The following is a 16,604-nucleotide window of genomic DNA, read 5'->3' as shown; positions in this document are numbered from 1 at the left end:
CCCGAGTGGATCTTGACTAATGCGGGGCGTGATCCACTCCGTTGCGCCGATATCGCGGTATCCCGGCGCCCGGACACCGCAACGTCGGCGACCTGGAGTGGATCGATGGCGCCGGGCCGTGGTCGGGTGGTCCCGGGCCCGCCAGGCAGGACGTGACCATTCTCGGGGTGATCGACTCGGGTTCCTGGAAAGCGCGCTGTCCGAGTGGGTCGGAGGCCCCGGATTCAAGGAAGTCGAGTGGATCTTGTTCGGCGCGCGGGGCGTGGTCCACTCCGTCGCGCCGACAGCGCGTGTTCCGGCGGCCCGGTGCCGCTCGGTCGGCGCGACGGGGTGGGGGAACGCCGCGCCCCTCCCGCCGGCACCCGGGAGTCGGGGCGAGGGGAGGGGCGGGGCCTGCGGTCAGACGGTCGGAGGGTCAGACGGGCAGGCGGGGGCCTGCTTCGCGCTGCTCGGCCAGCCAGGTCTCCACCTCGTCGGCGGTGCGCGGCAGGCCGGCGGACAGGTTCACGGCGCCGGTCGCGGTGACCAGTACGTCGTCCTCGATGCGGATGCCGATGCCGCGCAGTTCGGCGGGGACCAGCTCGTCCTCCGGCTGGAAGTACAGGCCCGGCTCGACGGTGAGCACGTAGCCCTCGCCCAGGGCGCCGTCGCGGTAGGTCTCCTTGCGGGCGTTCGAGCAGTCGTGCACGTCGATGCCGAGCATGTGACCGAAACCGTGCAGCGTCCACCGGCGGTAGACCGAGGACTTCTCGTCCATGGCCTCGTCCACGCTCACCGGCAGCAGGCCCAGGTCGGCCAGGCCCTCGGCGAGCACCCGCATGCAGGTGAGGTGGACGTCCTTGAACTTGACGCCGGGGCGGATCGCGTCGATGCCGGCCTGCTGTGAGGCGTACACGATGTCGTAGACCTGGCGTTGCAGGGCGGTGAACCGGCCGCTGACGGGCAGCACCCGCGTCACGTCGGCGGTGTAGAGGTTGCGCCCCTCGACGCCCATGTCCATCAGCAGCAGGTCACCCGGACGGGTGGCGCCGTGGTTGTGCACCCAGTGCAGGATCGTGGCGTGCTCGCCGGCGCCGACGATCGAGCCGTACCCGACGTCGTTGCCGTCGTGGCGGGCACGCAGCGCGAAGATCCCCTCCAGCAGTCGCTCCGAGACGGCGCGGTCGGCGGGGAGGATCCGGGCCACGTCCTCGAAGCCGCGCACCGTGGCGTCGATGGCGTCCTGGAGCTGGCCGATCTCCCACTCGTCCTTGACCAGCTTCTGCTCCGAGATGGCGATCGCCAGCTCCCGGTCACGGGGCGGCTGCCCCTCGGCGCGGACCCCGTCGTACGGGCGGACGGCCGCGTCGACCTGGGGGTCGAAGCCGCGCAGCACCCGGGTGCGGCCGGGCGCCAGGTCGGCGAGCGTCGCCTCCAGGCCGGTCAGGTCGGCGGTGGGCAGACCCAGCTCGGTGGACTTCTCGCCGAGGGTGTGCCGCCGGCCGACCCACAGCTCGCCGTGGCGGCTGCGGAAGAACTCGTCGGTCTCGCGGGACGAGCGGGGCCGCATGTACAGCGTCGCGTCGTGCCCCGAACCGTTCGGGCGCAGCACGAGCACGCTGTCCGGGTCGTGGTCACCGGTCAGGTAGGCGAAGTCGCTGCCCGGCCGGAACGGGTAGGCGGTGTCGTTGGCGCGGACCTTCTCGCCGCCGGTCGGGATGACGAGTGTCTCGCCGGGGAAGGCCGCCGAGAGCGCGGCGCGGCGCTTGGCGTAGTTGGGCGCCTCGGGGCGGGGCGTGACCGGGAGTTCGGTGTCGCGCCAGCCCTGCCGCATGAAGGACAGGAACGCCTCCGGGAAGTCCGGATCGTGCGATTCCGTGCCGTCTGTCGGCGTACCGTCGGTGCGTTCCTCGGTCATTGCGCCGCTCCCTCCGCGTCGTTGCTGGTCCCGACGGTACCGCGTGCCCGGTTCGTGTTGGTGGCGCCGGGGAGCGCTCCGGATCGTCGGACGGCTGCGACGGGCCGACGGACCGCGTGGAAAGATGACCACCATGTGCGGACTCCTGGCCTTCTTCAGCGCGAACGGCAACGCCGCGGCGCACCGCGACCACATCGCCGGAGCATTGGAATGCCTGCACCACCGCGGCCCCGACGAGACAGGGGTCGAGGTGGTCGGTGACGCCTCCGGCCGGTACGCGGACGGCGTGTTCGCCCACAAGCGGCTCGCCATCATCGACGTCGCGTCGAGTCACGAGCCGCTGCCCTACGCGAACGGCCGTTATCTGCTCACCTTCAACGGTGAGATCTACAACTACATCGAGCTGCGCGACGAGCTCGTCCGGAACTTCGGCGCGCAGTTCGCCACCGCCGGTGACGGCGAGGTGATCGTCGCCGGCTACCACTTCTGGGGCGAGCAGGTGCTCACCCGCCTGCGCGGCATGTTCGCCTTCGTCATCTGGGACCGGCAGGAACGGCGCGCGTTCGGCGCCCGCGACTACTTCGGCATCAAGCCGCTGCACTACCTGGAGACCGCCGACGGGCTGTACCTGGCGTCGGAGAAGAAGGCGCTGCTGCCGTTCGCGCACAGCAACTACCAGGGCGACGCGGGTGTGGACGCGGCCAACCTGAGCCACTACCTGACGCTGCAGTACGTTCCCGAGCCCGGCACCCTGCACAAGGGCATCAGCCGCATCGGCTCGGGGGAGTACCTGAGCTGGTCCCCGGGTGGGCGCATCGACGTCCGCCGGTGGTACCGGCCGGTGTTCCGGCCCGCGCCGGTCGACGACGAGCAGAAGCTCTACCACGAGATTCGCGAGACGCTGCGCGAGAGCGTCCGCATGCACATGCGCTCCGACGTGCCGGTCGGCTCGTTCCTCTCCAGCGGCATCGACTCCACCGCGGTCGTCGCGCTGGCGCGCGAGTTCAACCCGAACATCCTCACCTTCACCGTCGGCTACGACGTGCCGGGATATTCGGAGATCGACGTCGCGCAGGAGTCGGCCCGGCACCTGGACGTCACCACCATCCCCACCAAGATCGGTCCGCAGGACATGATCGACGCGCTGCCGAAGATCGTCTGGCACCTCGACGACCCGGTGGCGGACCCGGCGCTGGTGCCGCTGTACTTCGTGGCCAAGAAGGCCGCCGAGCACGTCACCGTGGTGCTCTCCGGTGAGGGCGCCGACGAGTTCTTCGGCGGCTACACGATCTACCGGGAGCCGCTGTCGCTCGGCACCGTCAACGGGCTGCCCGGCGGGGTGCAGAAGGGGCTGCGCGCCGTCTCCAAGGCGATCCCGCAGGGGGTCAAGGGCAAGAGCTTCCTGGAGCGCGGCACCACCCCGATCGAGGAGCGCTACTACGGCAACGCCCGGATGTTCACCGAGGAGGAGAAGCAGCACCTGATGCGCCGCTACGACCCCTCGGTGCGCTACACCGACGTCACCGCCCCGATCTACGCCGAGTGCACCGAGCTGGACGACGTCACCAAGATGCAGTACGTCGACCTCTACACCTGGCTGCGCGGCGACATCCTGGTCAAGGCCGACCGGATCTCGATGTCGCACTCGCTTGAGGTGCGGGTGCCGTTCCTCGACCGCGAGGTCTTCGACGTCGCGGCCAAGATCCCGGTGGACCTGAAGCTGCCGCCGCGCTCGGACGCCACCAAGTACGCGATGCGGCAGGCGTTGCAGGGTGTCGTGCCGCCGGCGATCGTCAACCGCAAGAAGCTGGGCTTCCCGACGCCCACCCGGGTCTGGCTGCGCGGCGAGATGTACGAGTGGGCCCGGCACGTGCTGAGCACCTCGGGCGCGGGTGACCTGCTCGACCTGTCGTACGCGCTGCGACTGCTCGACGAGCACAAGCGGGAGGAGGCCGACCACTCCCGCAAGGTGTGGACGGTGCTGATCTTCTGCATCTGGCACGCCATCTTCGTGGCCAAGACGCTCGACCCGGGCATCCAGCGCAACCAGTCGGCGCTGCTGACGAAGCCGGTGGTCGGTTCCATGGTCCGCTGACCGGTTCCACTCTGTCGATCAAGAGGTTTGCGTCACCCGGAATCGCTCGGGTGACGCAAACCTCTTGATCATTTCAGGGAAACCTCAGCGGCGGGCGCAGGTGACCGTCGGGAGGCCGTTCGTTCCTGTGCTGCTGGCCAGGAAGCCGAACGTGGTGGTGCCCTCCGGTGCGATCGTGCCGTTGTAACCGACGTTCGTCGCCGTCACCGACGCCCCGGAGGTCGTCTGGGTGGCGCTCCAGATCTGATTGATCACCTGCCCGTTGGGCCAGGTCCACTTCGCGGTCCAGCCGGCGAACGGCGTGCTGCCGTGGTTCATGATCGTGACTTCGCCCTGGAAGCCGCCCTGCCAGGTGCTCGCCACCTTGTAGACGGCCATGCAGTCGCTGCCACCCGGCGGCGGGGTGGTCGGCGGTGCGGTGGTCGGCGGCGCGGTGGTGGGGGGCGCGGTGGTCGGCGGCGCGGTGGTCGGCGGCGCGGTCGTCGGCGGCGCGGTGGTGGGCGGTGCGGTGGTGGGCGGGTTCGAGCCACCAGGACCCACACCTGTCACCTGACCGTTGCCGCCGTCGAAGGTCACGTCGGAGCAGCCGAAGAAGTTCTCCTGCGAGTCCGAGCGCACCCAGCGGGAGTAGATGATGTGCCGGCCACTCTTGCCCGACGGCAGGTTGCCGCTGAAGTAGTAGTGCCCGTCGTTGGTGCCGACGCTGCCGCGCTGCGGCGGGTTGGTCACCGTCAGGAACGGCTCCTCCAGGTCACTCCAGGCCAGCGCCCGGGTCGGGCTCCAGCTGTCCTTGGTGACGTAGAAGTAGAACGTGCCCGGGTGGTGCGCCCAGTTGCTGTACCGGAAGTCCAGCCGCGAGCCGGAGGTCAGGTGGGTCAGCGGCCAGTCGGTGCGGGGCAGGTCGTAGCCCTTGTAACCGGGGTTGCCGCCACTGCACAGCTGCCCGTCCGGAATGAAGCCGGTGGTCCGACCGCCGGCGTCCGAGCGCAGAACGCTGAACCAGTTGTAGAGCGAGTTCGCCCCGCTCTGCGCCACCGCGGCGGAGCAGGCCGGGTTGTTCGGCCTGACCTCGCCGGTCTGGCTCAGGCCGTCCTGCCAGCAGAGGTAGGTGCGGCTGCCCGGCGTCATCGCCGCGCCGTGCGCGGCTGCCGGTTGCGGACTGGACGCCAGGGCGACGGCGCCCAGAGCGAAGGTTAGGGCCGCGGTGAGCACTGCGGCCGTACGGGAACGGTTCACGGGTTCTCCTGACTCGCGAGGCGTGCCGCCCAGGCCGCCCCGCCGCAATCGGGTGGGGTGTGGTGTCGTCGCAGCGCCGCGGGGGCGGATGCGGCGATCACGGTGACGTGCCCCGGCAGAAGACCAGCCAGCGGACACACGCCATCAACGGTCCTGTCCTGGACCGGTGCCCTCGCGTTTAACCAACCCGGCAACCGGCGGCGCGGCAGCCCTCGCACCGCCCGGTACGCGTCATCCCATCACGCCGTCCGCCGTCGGCGCAATAGTCGAACCTCGATGTGCGAAACACGGCTGGCGTGGCCCGCCGGCTCGCCCGTCTCCCGATCGGATCGACGGGTTCTCTCCTATAGTGATGGTCTGCATCCCCACGGCGACGACTGCCGTCCGGGCAGATCTCCCGCGTCGGCGCGGCGCACGTCGCCCGCTCGGTCGTACGGCGGAACCGGACGGCGACGAGACGAAGGAGGCGGCAGCGCGTGCCCGACGTGTTCGACGACCTGCACCGCCGCTGCCGCGCCGGCGAGACGGTGGCCCTGGCCACAGTCGTCGCCACCTGGCGGTCCGCGCCGCAGCCGCCCGGCGCCGCCATGCTCGTGGCCGCCGACGGCACGGTCACCGGCAGCGTCTCCGGCGGCTGCGTCGAGGCCGACCTCTACGAGCGCGCCCGCCACGTGCTCGACACCGGCGTACCGGAGTTGGTCCACTACGGCGTCAGCGACGACGAGGCGTACGCCGTGGGCCTGACCTGCGGCGGGATGCTCGACGTGTTCGTGGAGCGGATCGACGACGGCGCCCTCGCGCAGTTGGACGCGGTCGCCGCCGCGCGGCGGGCCGGCGAACCGGCCGCGGTCGTCACCTGCGTGGCGGCCGACGCCGGCGACCTCCCGGGCGCGACGCCTACCGACCCGGCGGGGCGACTGGGTCGACGGCTGGCGCTCACCGGGGGGCAGGTGACCGGCTCGCTCGGCGACGACCGGCTGGACGACGCGGCGGCCGACGACGCGCTCGGGCTGCTCGCCGCCGGGCACAGCGGTGTGCTCCGGTACGGCTACCACGGGCAGCGTCGGGGCACCGGCCTCAGCCTCTTCGTGGCCGCGTACGCCACCGCCCCCCGGATGATCGTCTTCGGGGCGATCGACTTCGCGGCCGCGGTGGCCCGGATCGGCGCGTTCCTCGGCTACCGGGTGACCGTCTGTGACGCCCGGGCGGTCTTCGCCACCGGCCGGCGGTTCCCCGACGCGCACGAGGTGGTGGTGCAGTGGCCGCACCGCTACCTGCGGGCCGAGGTCGACGCCGGCCGGGTCGACGCGCGCACAGTCGTCTGCGTGCTCACCCACGACCCGAAGTTCGACGTGCCGCTGCTGGCGCTGGCCCTACGCCAACAGGTGGCGTACGTCGGCGCGATGGGGTCACGGCGCACCCACGACGAACGGCACAAGCTGCTGCGCGAGGCCGGGCTCAGCCCGGAGCAGCTCGCCCGGCTCGCCTCACCGATCGGGCTGGACCTTGGCGGGCGTACACCCGAGGAGACCGCGGTGAGCGTCGCCGCGCAGATCGTCGCCGCCCGGTGGGGCGGCAGCGGCCGGCCCCTGTCCGCGCTCGACGGGCCGATCCACCACCCGGGCTGACGTCGCACCGGTACCGCGTCTTCGCCGCCCAGCAGGGCGTCGGTTGTGCCAGCCTGGTGCCAGCCGACCAGGTCCGGCCCGACTGTCGCCGGCGGGCCAGCGGAGGCCGGCGGGCCGGGGCGCTGCCGGCTGACGACGACGGAGGGACTTCGATGGGGTACGCGGTGGTGTTCGGCGAGGCGCTCGTCGACCTGCTCGACACCGAGCGCGACGGGGAACGGGTCTACCGGCAGGCGATCGGCGGTGGGCCCCTCAACGTCGCCGTCGGGGTGACCCGCCTCGGCGGTGCGGCGCAGTTCGTCGGCTCGCTCGGCGACGACGTGCTGGGCGGGCGGATCCGCGGGTTTCTGACCGACGTCGGCGTGGGTCTCGCCGGTGCGCTCACAGCGCCGGCGTCGACCACGCTCGCGGTGGTCACCTACTCCGGGCCGGAACCCGACTTCCGCTTCTACGGAGAGCCGCCCTCCTACGCCCTGTTCGGCCCCGACGATCTGGACCTGGCGCTGCTGGAGGGCGCGGACGTGCTCTACTGCGGCTCGGTCGTGCTGCTGCAACAGCGCACCCTGGCCGCCGCGCGCCGGGCCTGGTCGCTCGCCGCCGGGCTGCGCGTCCTCGACCCGAACGTACGCCCCCGCCTGCTCGACGGGCCGGCCGCCCTGGACGGGCTGCGCGAGGTGGTGGCCGAGTTCGCCGCGGGCGCGCACCTGGTCAAGCTGAGCACCGCCGACGCCGAGCTGCTCTACCCGGGCGAGCCGGTCGAGGGGGTGGCCGCGTACCTGCGGGAGCTGGGCGCGGCGACGGTGGTGGTGACGCTCGGCGCTGCCGGCGCGGTGCTGGCCGCCGCCGGCGCCGATCCGGTGCGAGTGCCGGCCCCCAAGGTCGACGCGATCGACGCCACCGGCGCCGGTGACTCGGTCATGGCCGCGCTGATCGCCGACCTGCTCCTCGACGGCGAGCCGGCCGACCCGGCGGGCTGGGTCGAGCGGGTGGCCTTCGCGCTGCGGGTGGCGGGCCTCGTCTGCGAATCCCCGGGCGGCGCCACCGCCATGCCCACCCGCGCCGACGTCACCCGCCGCTTCGGGCGTTAGGGCGTGCCGTTGAGTTCGGTGTAGCCGCGGCGGGCCGCGATCAGGGCGGCACGGGCGCCGAAGGGCGCCTCGGCGGCCACCCGCTCCGGTGGCGCGTCGCCGGTGTGCGCGGCCCGGATCAGCCAGGCCAGTCGCACCAGCTCGGCGTGCTGGGCGCGGACGAACCCGACGTCCACCGGGTCGCCGTGGCCCGGCACGACCACCGTGCGCGCGGTCGTCAGCCGCAGCAGGTCCGCTACCGCGTCCGGCCACTGCAGGGGGTACGAGTCCTCGAAGGCGGGCGGGCCGCTCTGCTCCACCAGATCGCCGGCGACGAGCACGTCCGCGTCGGGCACGTGCACCACCAGGTCGGCGTCGGTGTGCCCACGCCCCGGATGCCGCAGCACCACCCGCCGGCCGCCCAGGTCGAGCGCCGTCTCGGTGTGCACCGGGTGCGTCGGAGCGAGCAGCGGGGTGCCGGCCAGCTCGGCCGCCAGCTCCGGGTGCTCCGTACGCACCTCCTCGTACGCCTCCCGGCGCAGCCGCTCCGGCTCCTCGCGCAGGGCCGCGGCGGCCCGCTCGTGCGCGTACACCGGGCGGGGTGGGTCGCCGGCCAGGACGGCGTTGCCGAAGCAGTGGTCGTAGTGGTGGTGGGTGTTGACGAGCGTCAGCGGACGGTCGGTGACCCGCCCGACGGCGGCGGCCAGCTCCGTGGCCTGCCGGGCCGAGGAGAGCGTGTCCACAAGCAGCGCCTCGTCGTCGCCCACGACAAGTGTGACGTTCACCCGCAGCAGGGGCTCACGCAGCACGTACACCCGGTCGGCGACCTCGGCGAACCCGGGGCTCACGACGGCCGCCCGGCCCGGTCGACGAAGCGTTGCCGATCCACCAGGATCCGGTCGACCCGGCCCCGGGCCACCGTCTGGTCGCCGTCGGCGACGGTGACCTCGAACGACAACCGGCGACCGTCGACAGTCGCCAGCAGGGCCTGGGCTCGCACCGTGCGCCCGACCACCGTCGGCGCGAGGTGCTCCAACTCGACCCGGGTGCCGACCGTGGTCGACCCGGGCGGCAGCGTGGCCGCCGTGGCCGCGACGGTGGCCGCCTCGGCCAGCGCGAGCACCCGGGGTGTGCCCAGCACCGGTACGTCCCCCGAACCGACCGCCTGGGCGGTGTCCGTGTCGGTGACGGTCAGTTCGACCTGGGCGGTCAGACCCGGCGCGAGGGCCGGCTCGGGCTGCTCCTGCATGGTCGTCAGCCTAGGTGCTCGCCGGAGGCGTCGGGCACGCGCCCGGCGATCCGGGGGCAGCCGTCCGCAGCGGTCGCGGGTGGTCCCCGTCGGTCGATGCCGTACCCGTCGTTAACCTTGACCGCGATGGCCGTCGTGACTGACCCCCAGCCCCCCGCCCGGACCGACCCGCCCGCGTCCCCGGACGGGGGCCGTCGGCGCATCGTCGCCATGACGGTCTGGGCGGTCGCCTTCGTCGCCGCCTGGCTCGCGATCGGGCTGCCCACCGACCCCGCGTACGCCTTCGTGTGGATCTGGCTCGGGACCATCGCCTGGAACAGCGACCGCCCGTGGCGCAGCCACCTGCGCTTCGCCCGGGACTGGGTGCCGGTGGTGCTGCTGCTTGCCGCGTACAACCTGTCGCGCGGGTTCGCCGACAACGGCGCCACCCCGCACGCCATGGAGCTGATCGTCGCCGACCGGTTCATGTTCGGCTGGGCCACCGGCGGGGAGGTGCCCACCGTCTGGTTGCAGGAGCACCTCTACCGCCCGCAGGTGCACTGGTGGGACATCGCGGCGAGCTGGGTGTACTTCTCGCACTTCGTGGTGGCGCTGGCCGCCGCCGCGGTGCTGTGGTTGCGCGACCGGCACCGCTGGGCCGCGTACATGCGGCGCTGGGGTTTCCTGTGCGCCGCCGGCCTGGCCACGTACTTCATCTACCCGGCCGCCCCGCCCTGGTGGGCCGCGCAGAACGGCCTGCTCACCGAGGTCGCCCGGATCTCCACCCGGGGCTGGAAGGCGTTCGGTATGCACGGCGCCGGCAACGTGCTCAACGCCGGTCAGATCGCCTCGAACCCGGTCGCCGCGATGCCGTCGCTGCACACGGCGTGGGCGCTGTTCGTGGTGCTGTTCTTCCTGGGCACCACCCGCCGCCGCTGGTGGCCGCTGCTGCTCGCGTACCCGCTGGCGATGACCTTCACCCTGGTCTACTCCGGTGAGCACTACGTGATCGACGTGCTGGTGGGCTGGACGTATGTCGGGCTCACCTACCTGGTCGTCGGCCTTGCCGAACGCGCCTGGGCGGCGTGGCGCACGCGCCCGCCAAAAACCCAAGACCCCGTCGATCATGAAGTTGTTGCCGTCCCGACCGGCGTGTCGAGGCAATAACTTCATGATCGACGCGAGCTAGGGCGTGTGGCGGGCGGTCTGTGCGCGGGCGGTCAGGTCGGCTGCCAGGGCCCACGCCTCGGACACGTCGCGGTCCTGGGCGGTCGCGCCTGAACCGCCCGCCGTGTCCGCGTGCACGGTCGCCAGGCCCAGTCGGCGCTGCACCGGCCCCTGCACCACCCGCACGCTCTGGATCCGGGCGTACGGCACGATCGCCAACTGCCGGGTGAGCAGACCGGACCGGGTGACGAAGACCCGCTCGAACAGACCCGCTCCGAGCGCGCCGCGCCCGAGCGGGTGCAGCCAGCGCGTCCGGGGCGGTGGTGGGCTCAGCGCCAGCGCGTCCAGGCGTACGCCCGGCAGCACCTCGGCGACGATCATCGTGGCGGTCGGCAGGTCGCCTACCGGCAGCAGCCGGTCCGGCCGGTTGCGGTCGTCGGCCTCCGCAACGGAGTAGCCGGCCACCTCCAACCGCAGTCGCAGCCAGTCGTTGACCCGCCACAGCAGCGGCCAGGTGGCCCGCACGGTCTGGACCCGGTCCAGTGGCACGGTCTGCGCGCGCGTCTCCAGCAGGCCGTTGTGCACCCGCAGGATGCCGCCGTCGCGGGCCAGTCGGAAGTTCCAGTCGTCGAGGACCCGGCGGATCGGTTGCAGCAGCACCCCGGCCATCGCGGTCAACGTGCTCGCCACCGCGACGAACGACCACGACCCGGCCGTGACGAACTGCACCACGACGAAGGCCAGGCCGAACGGGAGCAGGAACGCCTGCGGGGTGAGCAACTGACTGACCAGCAGGTTCTTGTTGCGTACCGCGTGCAGCGGCCGGCCCGACGCGGCCGTCGACGTTCCGGGTTCCGTCGGGGGCACGGCGACGCCGGGCGGGGGCGGCGGCGTCGTCCGCCCGGCGAGGGCCAGCAGCCGCTCGCGCAGGCGGGCCGCGTCGGCCACCCCGAGGTACGCCAGCGGCGCCTCGGTCTTGCCGCCGCCGACCACCTCCAGGCGCAGCTCGGCCAGGCCGGTGAGCTGGGCGAGCAGGGGCCGGACCACCTCCACGGCCTGCAACCGCTCCAGCGGGATGGCCCGCGTACGCCGCCAGAGCAGCCCCTCGTGCACACGAAGTTCGCGGCCCACCACGTGGTAGCCGGTGTTGTACCAGCTGATCAGGGACAGCACTGTCGCGCCGAGCGCCAGCACCGCCACCATCGCGGCGAACCAGCCGAAGCCGACCCGCGACAGCGTCGACCAGGACAGGCCCGCGATCACCACGACCAGCGACTTGGCGCCGTGCAGCAGCGGGCTGAGCGGGTGCAGCCGCTGCCGCGGCTCACCGTCACCGCCGCCCGGCGACGCAGGCCAGGGGTGTACCGCCCCGGGCGGTCCGGCGGGGTGTGCCGGGCCGGGCGGTCCCACCGGGTACGGCGGACCAGCCGGGCCGGCTGCGTGCGCCGGACCAGGCGGGCCGGCGGGCGGCGGCGGACCGCCGGGCGGTCCGGCGGGGTGTGGTGCGCCGGTGGGGGGCGCGCTGCCGGTGGGAGGCGCGACATCGGCCGGTAGCGGCGGCCGGGTGCCCGGCTCGGCGGGGCCGTCGCTCATCGGGCCGGCTCTCGGCGGCGTCGACGGTCGGCCGCGCGGGCGGTCACAGGCCCTCCGCCCGGTCCTCGCCGAGCGCGGTGAGCCGGTCGCGCAGCCGGGACGCCTCCGCCGGACGCAGGCCCGGCACCCGCGCGTCACTGGCGGCCGCCGCCGTGTGCAACTGCACCGTGGCCAGGTCGAAGGCACGCTCCAGCGGGCCGGCGCTCACGTCGACGAACTGCATGCGGGAGTACGGGACGATGGACAACCGCCGGACCAGCAGCCCGTGCCGCACCAACAGGTCGTCGTCGCGTTCGGCGTAACCCCAGGCGCGGACGGCGCGGACGACGGCCGTGGCCCGCCACGCGCCGAGCACCACCACGAGGGCGAGTGCGAGCCCGAACAGCCAGTGGCCGCTCAGCGCCCAGCCGATCGCGGTCACCGCCAGGCCGATGGCCACCACGACCGCGAGCCGGATCAGCTCCACCCAGATCAGGTCGGTGGAGATCGGCTGCCACCGGACGCTGTCCGGCCAGGGCTCCAGCGGCCCCCGCCCCGACGACTGAGGGCCGGAGTGGGCCAACGGGCCGGGGCCGGGCGGCAGGAGACCAGGGAACGGCAGGTCGGGCGGGGGTGAACCGGCGTCGTACCCGCCGGGCGGGGGCAGGGCGCTCGGCGGCAGCGGGGCCGGCCAGGACACGTCCGGTGGGGACGGGTCCGGGCCGAGTGTGCCGGGTGCCGGGAACGCGCCGGGCGGCGGCGCGACGCCGGGCGGCGGCCCGGCCGGGGCGGGTGGCCCGGAGGGGGAGGTGGGGTCGGGGAAGGTCGGGCGGTCGACGCGGTCCTCCGCGCTCACCGGCGGGCGCCGTTCCGCACGCCGCGACGCCGCACGGTCCGTGTGCCGTGTGCCGCCGCCTCGCCCTGCCCGTCGGCGGCGCGGAGCGCCACGCTGCCGTGCCTCATCGGTCGCTCGCTGCGCTCGCTCACGTGTCGAGGGTAGGCGATGCGGGCACCGGAGTGACGGCACGAAGGAAGCCGCGAAGCTCCAGGAATTCGCCGAGGCTGCCGCGGTGCTCGGCGCAGGCCAGCCAGGTCTTGCGCCGATCGGCGGTGTGCAGGCGCGGATTGTTCCACTCCAGCGCCCAGACGGCGGGGGCGCGGCAGCCCCGGGCCGAGCAGACCAGGGGCTCGTCGGCAGGGGAGGGGAGGCTCATCCGGGCCAGTCTAGGGCGGCGGGACGGAGAGCTTGAGCGCCGGGCGGCCACGGGGGGAGCCGCCCGGCGACGGGGTGAATCGTACACACGGCGGGCCGGTTCCTGTCCACCCGTGATGCGCGATTCGGACATTGGAAGCCGCGGCGAAAATCGGCTTCTCCCCACCTCGACACTCAGGAAGGCATGCGAGTCTTGATACCGCACCAGCCGCGACGACCGACAAACGCTGTGGAGGACCGGTGGCCCAGCCGACCATGCCCGACGCCCCGACGCCGAACGGGGTGGCTCCGGAGAAACCCGCGCCGGTGACCACACCCGCGCAGGACGCCACCCTGCTGGAGAAGGCGCTCTTCGAGATCAAACGGGTGATCGTCGGGCAGGACCGGATGGTCGAGCGGATGTTCGTCGCGCTGCTCGCCCGCGGCCACTGCCTGCTCGAAGGCGTGCCCGGCGTGGCCAAGACCCTGGCCGTGGAGACCCTCGCCAAGGTCGTCGGGGGGTCCTTCGCCCGGGTGCAGTTCACTCCGGACCTGGTGCCGGCCGACATCATGGGCACCCGGATCTACCGGCAGTCGAGCGAGAAGTTCGACGTCGAGCTGGGCCCGGTCTTCGTCAACTTCCTGCTCGCCGACGAGATCAACCGCGCCCCGGCCAAGGTGCAGTCGGCGCTGCTGGAGGTCATGAGCGAGCGCCAGGTGTCCATCGGCGGGGAGAGCCACCGGGTGCCCGACCCGTTCCTGGTGATGGCCACCCAGAACCCGATCGAGCAGGAGGGCGTCTACCCGCTGCCGGAGGCGCAGCGGGACCGGTTCCTCATGAAGATCGTCGTGGGCTACCCGACGGACGCCGAGGAGCGGGAGATCGTCTACCGGATGGGCGTGACCGCCCCGGAGCCGACGGCGGTCTTCGACACCCCCGAGCTGATCGCCCTGCAACGCAAGGCCGACCAGGTATTCGTGCACAACGCGCTCGTCGACTACGCGGTGCGCCTGGTGCTGGCCACCCGCGCGCCCGCCGAGCACGGCATGCCGGACGTCGCCCAGCTCATCCAGTACGGGGCCAGCCCGCGCGCCTCGCTCGGTCTGGTCCGGGCCACCCGCGCGCTGGCGCTGCTGCGCGGGCGCGACTACGCCCTGCCGCAGGACGTGCAGGACATCGCCCCGGACATCCTGCGCCACCGGCTGGTGCTCAGCTACGACGCGCTTGCCGACGACGTGCCGGCCGACCACATCGTGCACCGGGTGATGTCGACCATCCCGCTCCCGGCGGTCGCGCCCCGACAGCAGGCCACCCCGCCGTCGAGCACCCCGCCGCCGGGCGCCGGCTGGCCCGGGCAGCGGCCGTGACCTCACCCACCCCTCGTCCCGCCCCCGACCGCAGCGAGGCCGTGCTGTCCCGACTCCAGTTGCTTGTCACCCGCAAGCTCGACGGTCTGCTCCAGGGTGACTACGCCGGCCTGCTCCCGGGGCCGGGCAGCGAGGCGGGGGAGTCGCGGGAGTACCGCCCCGGCGACGACGTACGCCGGATGGACTGGCCGGTGACCGCGCGGACCACGACCCCGCACGTGCGGCGGACGGTCGCGGACCGGGAGTTGGAGACGTGGCTGGCGCTTGACCTCTCGGCCAGCCTGGACTTCGGCACCGGGCAGTGGCTCAAGCGGGAGGTGGTGGTGGCCGCCGCCGCCGCCATCACCCACCTGACCGTGCGCGGCGGCAACCGGATCGGCGCGGTGATCGGCACCGGCGGGGGCGCGTCCGCACCGGCGCGCCGGTGGCGGGGTGGCCCGCCGCCGGCCGGGCCGGGGGTGCTCACCCGTCTGCCGGCCCGCTCCGGCCGCAAGGAGGCGCAGGGCCTGCTGCGAGCCGTCGCCGGCACCGCGATCCAGCCCGGCCGGGGCGACCTGGGCGCGCTTGTCGAGATGCTCAACCGCCCGCCCCGGCGGCGCGGGGTGGCAGTGGTGGTGTCGGACTTCCTGGCGCCGACCGAGCAGTGGGCCCGACCGCTGCGCAAGCTGCGGGTCCGGCACGACGTGCTGGCGATCGAGGTGGTCGACCCGCGTGAGCTGGAGCTGCCCGACGTGGGGGTGCTGCCGGTGGTCGACCCGGAGAGCGGTGAGCTGCACGAGGTGCAGACCGCCGACCCGCGGCTGCGGCAGCGCTACGCCGAGGCCGCCGCCGCCCAACGGGCCGCGATCGCCGCCGCGCTGCGCGGCGCCGGTGCGGCCCACCTGCGTCTGCGTACCGACCGAGACTGGCTGCTGGACATGGTGCGTTTCGTGGCCGCGCAGCGGCACGCCCGCACCCGGGGGACGACACGATGATCCGTTTTCTGCAACCGTGGTGGCTGCTGGCCGTGCTGCCGGTGTTCGCCCTCGCCGCGTTCTACGTCTGGCGGCAGCTGCACCGCCGGGCGTACGCGATGCGGTTCACCAACGTGGACCTGTTGCGGACCGTCGCGCCGAAGGGTCTGGGCTGGCGACGGCACGTGCCGGCGACCGCGTTCCTGCTCTGCCTGCTGGTGCTCGCCACGGCGCTGGCCCGTCCGGCGGTTGACACGAAGGAGCCGTTGGAGCGGGCGACGGTGATGCTCGCCATCGACGTGTCGCTGTCCATGCAGGCCGACGACGTGGCGCCGAACCGGCTGGAGGCCGCGCAGGAGGCGGCCAAGCAGTTCGTCGGTGAGCTGCCGGAGAGCTACAACCTGGGCCTCGTCTCGTTCGCCAAGGCGGCGAACGTGCTGGTGCCGCCGGGCAAGGACCGGGACGCGGTGACCACCGCCATCGACGGGCTGGTGCTGGCCGAGGCGACCGCGACGGGCGAGGCGGTGTTCACCTGCCTGGAGGCGATCCGGTCGGTGCCGGCCGACGGCGCGGCGGGCATCCCACCGGCGCGGATCGTGCTGCTGTCCGACGGGTTCCGCACCTCCGGCCGGTCGGTGGAGGAGGCGGCGGCCGCCGCGCAGGCCGCCAACGTGCCGGTCTCCACCATCGCGTTCGGCACCGACACCGGTCAGGTCGACATCGGCGGGCAGTTGCAGCGGGTGCCGGTGGACCGGTTGGCCCTCGCGGAGCTGGCCGAGACCACCGAGGGCTACTTCTACGAGGCGGCCTCGGTGAGCGAGCTGAAGCAGGTCTACCAGGACATGGGCAGCTCGATCGGGTTCCGCACCGAGCCGCGCGAGGTGACCCAGTGGTACGCGGGGTTGGCGCTGCTGCTGGCGTTGTGCGCCGGCGCGCTCAGTCTGCTCTGGTCGTCGCGGATCGTCTGATCGCCGGCCACGGCAGCGACCAGGGAAGAGAACGGCCGGCGGTGGTCAGTGACCGCCGCCGGCCAGGACGAAGACGACTGCCACCCAGACGGCGGCGAGGGTGAAGCCCAGCGGGGCGACGTAGCGGCTCATGGACGGCTCCGGGTGGCGGCTGGACGGTCCGCGTGCGGGGGCGGACCGCAGGGGGCGGGGACGCGCACACGAAGTCGTGACCGGGCGGCTCCCGGCGGCCG

15 protein-coding genes are annotated in these 16,604 nt (G+C 73.3%); 7 read left to right on the top strand and 8 right to left on the bottom strand.

Annotated features, from left to right (window positions below; translation table 11 throughout):
- Window positions 1-415: 415 nt before the first annotated feature.
- Window positions 416-1,897 (bottom strand): aminopeptidase P family protein, encoded by a 1,482-nt coding sequence (locus tag MILUP08_RS24165; RefSeq protein WP_007462594.1) that lies wholly within the window; start codon window positions 1,895-1,897, stop codon window positions 416-418.
- Window positions 1,898-2,030: 133 nt separating this feature from the next.
- Here MILUP08_RS24165 and asnB point away from each other — a divergent pair, with 133 nt between their 5' ends.
- Entirely contained in the window at window positions 2,031-3,992 is a 1,962-nt protein-coding gene (asnB, locus tag MILUP08_RS24160; RefSeq protein WP_039908707.1) for an asparagine synthase (glutamine-hydrolyzing), read from the top strand.
- A gap of 84 nt (window positions 3,993-4,076) precedes the next feature.
- Here the strand turns inward: asnB and MILUP08_RS24155 are convergent, their stop codons facing one another.
- Entirely contained in the window at window positions 4,077-5,228 is a 1,152-nt protein-coding gene (locus MILUP08_RS24155) for a lytic polysaccharide monooxygenase (protein ID WP_007462590.1), read from the bottom strand.
- Between the two features lie 476 nt (window positions 5,229-5,704).
- Between MILUP08_RS24155 and MILUP08_RS24150 the strand changes: the two genes are divergently transcribed.
- Both MILUP08_RS24150 and MILUP08_RS24145 read left to right on the top strand, forming a co-directional pair.
- Entirely contained in the window at window positions 5,705-6,856 is a 1,152-nt protein-coding gene (locus tag MILUP08_RS24150) for an XdhC family protein (RefSeq protein ID WP_007462588.1), read from the top strand.
- Window positions 6,857-7,008: 152 nt separating this feature from the next.
- Entirely contained in the window at window positions 7,009-7,944 is a 936-nt protein-coding gene (locus tag MILUP08_RS24145; RefSeq protein ID WP_007462586.1) for a carbohydrate kinase family protein, read from the top strand.
- On the opposite strand, the gene MILUP08_RS24140 is transcribed toward MILUP08_RS24145, so the two are convergent.
- Together MILUP08_RS24140 and MILUP08_RS24135 are read right to left on the bottom strand one after the other, a co-directional pair.
- Complete coding sequence (locus MILUP08_RS24140) at window positions 7,941-8,771, bottom strand: MBL fold metallo-hydrolase (RefSeq protein ID WP_007462585.1); 831 nt, start codon at window positions 8,769-8,771, stop codon at window positions 7,941-7,943. The two genes, MILUP08_RS24145 and MILUP08_RS24140, sit on opposite strands and share 4 nt — an antisense overlap.
- On the bottom strand, window positions 8,768-9,172 hold the full coding sequence (locus MILUP08_RS24135) for a thioesterase family protein (RefSeq protein ID WP_007462582.1): 405 nt from the start codon (window positions 9,170-9,172) through the stop codon (window positions 8,768-8,770). Before MILUP08_RS24135 ends, MILUP08_RS24140 begins: the two co-directional genes overlap by 4 nt.
- A 126-nt stretch (window positions 9,173-9,298) precedes the next feature.
- Between MILUP08_RS24135 and MILUP08_RS24130 the strand changes: the two genes are divergently transcribed.
- Window positions 9,299-10,318 (top strand): phosphatase PAP2 family protein, encoded by a 1,020-nt coding sequence (locus tag MILUP08_RS24130; protein WP_051065802.1) that lies wholly within the window; start codon window positions 9,299-9,301, stop codon window positions 10,316-10,318.
- A gap of 18 nt (window positions 10,319-10,336) precedes the next feature.
- On the opposite strand, the gene MILUP08_RS24125 is transcribed toward MILUP08_RS24130, so the two are convergent.
- The 4 genes from MILUP08_RS24125 to MILUP08_RS24115 form a co-directional block, all read right to left on the bottom strand.
- Window positions 10,337-11,911, bottom strand: coding sequence for a PH domain-containing protein (locus MILUP08_RS24125; RefSeq protein WP_420329263.1), 1,575 nt, complete (start codon window positions 11,909-11,911; stop codon window positions 10,337-10,339).
- Between the two features lie 43 nt (window positions 11,912-11,954).
- Window positions 11,955-12,494: a PH domain-containing protein gene (locus tag MILUP08_RS24120; protein WP_051066044.1), complete on the bottom strand. Its 540-nt coding sequence runs from the start codon at window positions 12,492-12,494 to the stop codon at window positions 11,955-11,957.
- A gap of 248 nt (window positions 12,495-12,742) precedes the next feature.
- Window positions 12,743-12,877, bottom strand: coding sequence for a hypothetical protein (locus MILUP08_RS37195; protein WP_007462571.1), 135 nt, complete (start codon window positions 12,875-12,877; stop codon window positions 12,743-12,745).
- The gene (locus MILUP08_RS24115) at window positions 12,874-13,104 is read right to left on the bottom strand and encodes a hypothetical protein (protein WP_007462569.1); all 231 of its coding nucleotides are present in this window, start codon (window positions 13,102-13,104) and stop codon (window positions 12,874-12,876) included. Before MILUP08_RS24115 ends, MILUP08_RS37195 begins: the two co-directional genes overlap by 4 nt.
- Window positions 13,105-13,343: 239 nt before the next feature.
- Between MILUP08_RS24115 and MILUP08_RS24110 the strand changes: the two genes are divergently transcribed.
- Genes MILUP08_RS24110 through MILUP08_RS24100 form a run of 3 tightly spaced genes read left to right on the top strand, consistent with a single transcriptional unit; the run spans window position 13,344 to window position 16,371 of the window.
- Entirely contained in the window at window positions 13,344-14,450 is a 1,107-nt protein-coding gene (locus tag MILUP08_RS24110; RefSeq protein ID WP_007462567.1) for an AAA family ATPase, read from the top strand.
- Window positions 14,429-15,424, top strand: a complete 996-nt coding sequence (locus tag MILUP08_RS24105; protein WP_083915914.1) for a DUF58 domain-containing protein — start codon at window positions 14,429-14,431, stop codon at window positions 15,422-15,424. The genes MILUP08_RS24110 and MILUP08_RS24105 overlap by 22 nt, the downstream gene beginning before the upstream one ends.
- A complete protein-coding gene (locus tag MILUP08_RS24100; RefSeq protein WP_007462563.1) occupies window positions 15,421-16,371 on the top strand; it encodes a VWA domain-containing protein in 951 nt (316 codons plus the stop codon). Before MILUP08_RS24105 ends, MILUP08_RS24100 begins: the two co-directional genes overlap by 4 nt.
- Window positions 16,372-16,604: the final 233 nt, after the last annotated feature.

This window comes from Micromonospora lupini str. Lupac 08 (assembly GCF_000297395.2).
Taxonomy (GTDB): Bacteria; Actinomycetota; Actinomycetes; order Mycobacteriales; family Micromonosporaceae; genus Micromonospora; species Micromonospora lupini.
Note: the sequence above shows the minus strand (reverse complement) of the source record. Positions and strands in the feature narration are given on the sequence as shown.

What these genes read in the sequence shown, in the direction of transcription:
- MILUP08_RS24165 (WP_007462594.1), bottom strand. Translation starts at nt 1,897, where the DNA reads ATGACCGAGGAACGCACCGACGGTACGCCGACAGACGGCACGGAATCG.
- MILUP08_RS24145 (WP_007462586.1), top strand. Translation starts at nt 7,009, where the DNA reads ATGGGGTACGCGGTGGTGTTCGGCGAGGCGCTCGTCGACCTGCTCGAC.
- asnB (WP_039908707.1), top strand. Translation starts at nt 2,031, where the DNA reads ATGTGCGGACTCCTGGCCTTCTTCAGCGCGAACGGCAACGCCGCGGCG.
- MILUP08_RS24115 (WP_007462569.1), bottom strand. Translation starts at nt 13,104, where the DNA reads ATGAGCCTCCCCTCCCCTGCCGACGAGCCCCTGGTCTGCTCGGCCCGG.
- MILUP08_RS24135 (WP_007462582.1), bottom strand. Translation starts at nt 9,172, where the DNA reads ATGCAGGAGCAGCCCGAGCCGGCCCTCGCGCCGGGTCTGACCGCCCAG.
- MILUP08_RS24100 (WP_007462563.1), top strand. Translation starts at nt 15,421, where the DNA reads ATGATCCGTTTTCTGCAACCGTGGTGGCTGCTGGCCGTGCTGCCGGTG.
- MILUP08_RS24130 (WP_051065802.1), top strand. Translation starts at nt 9,299, where the DNA reads ATGGCCGTCGTGACTGACCCCCAGCCCCCCGCCCGGACCGACCCGCCC.
- MILUP08_RS24125 (WP_420329263.1), bottom strand. Translation starts at nt 11,911, where the DNA reads ATGAGCGACGGCCCCGCCGAGCCGGGCACCCGGCCGCCGCTACCGGCC.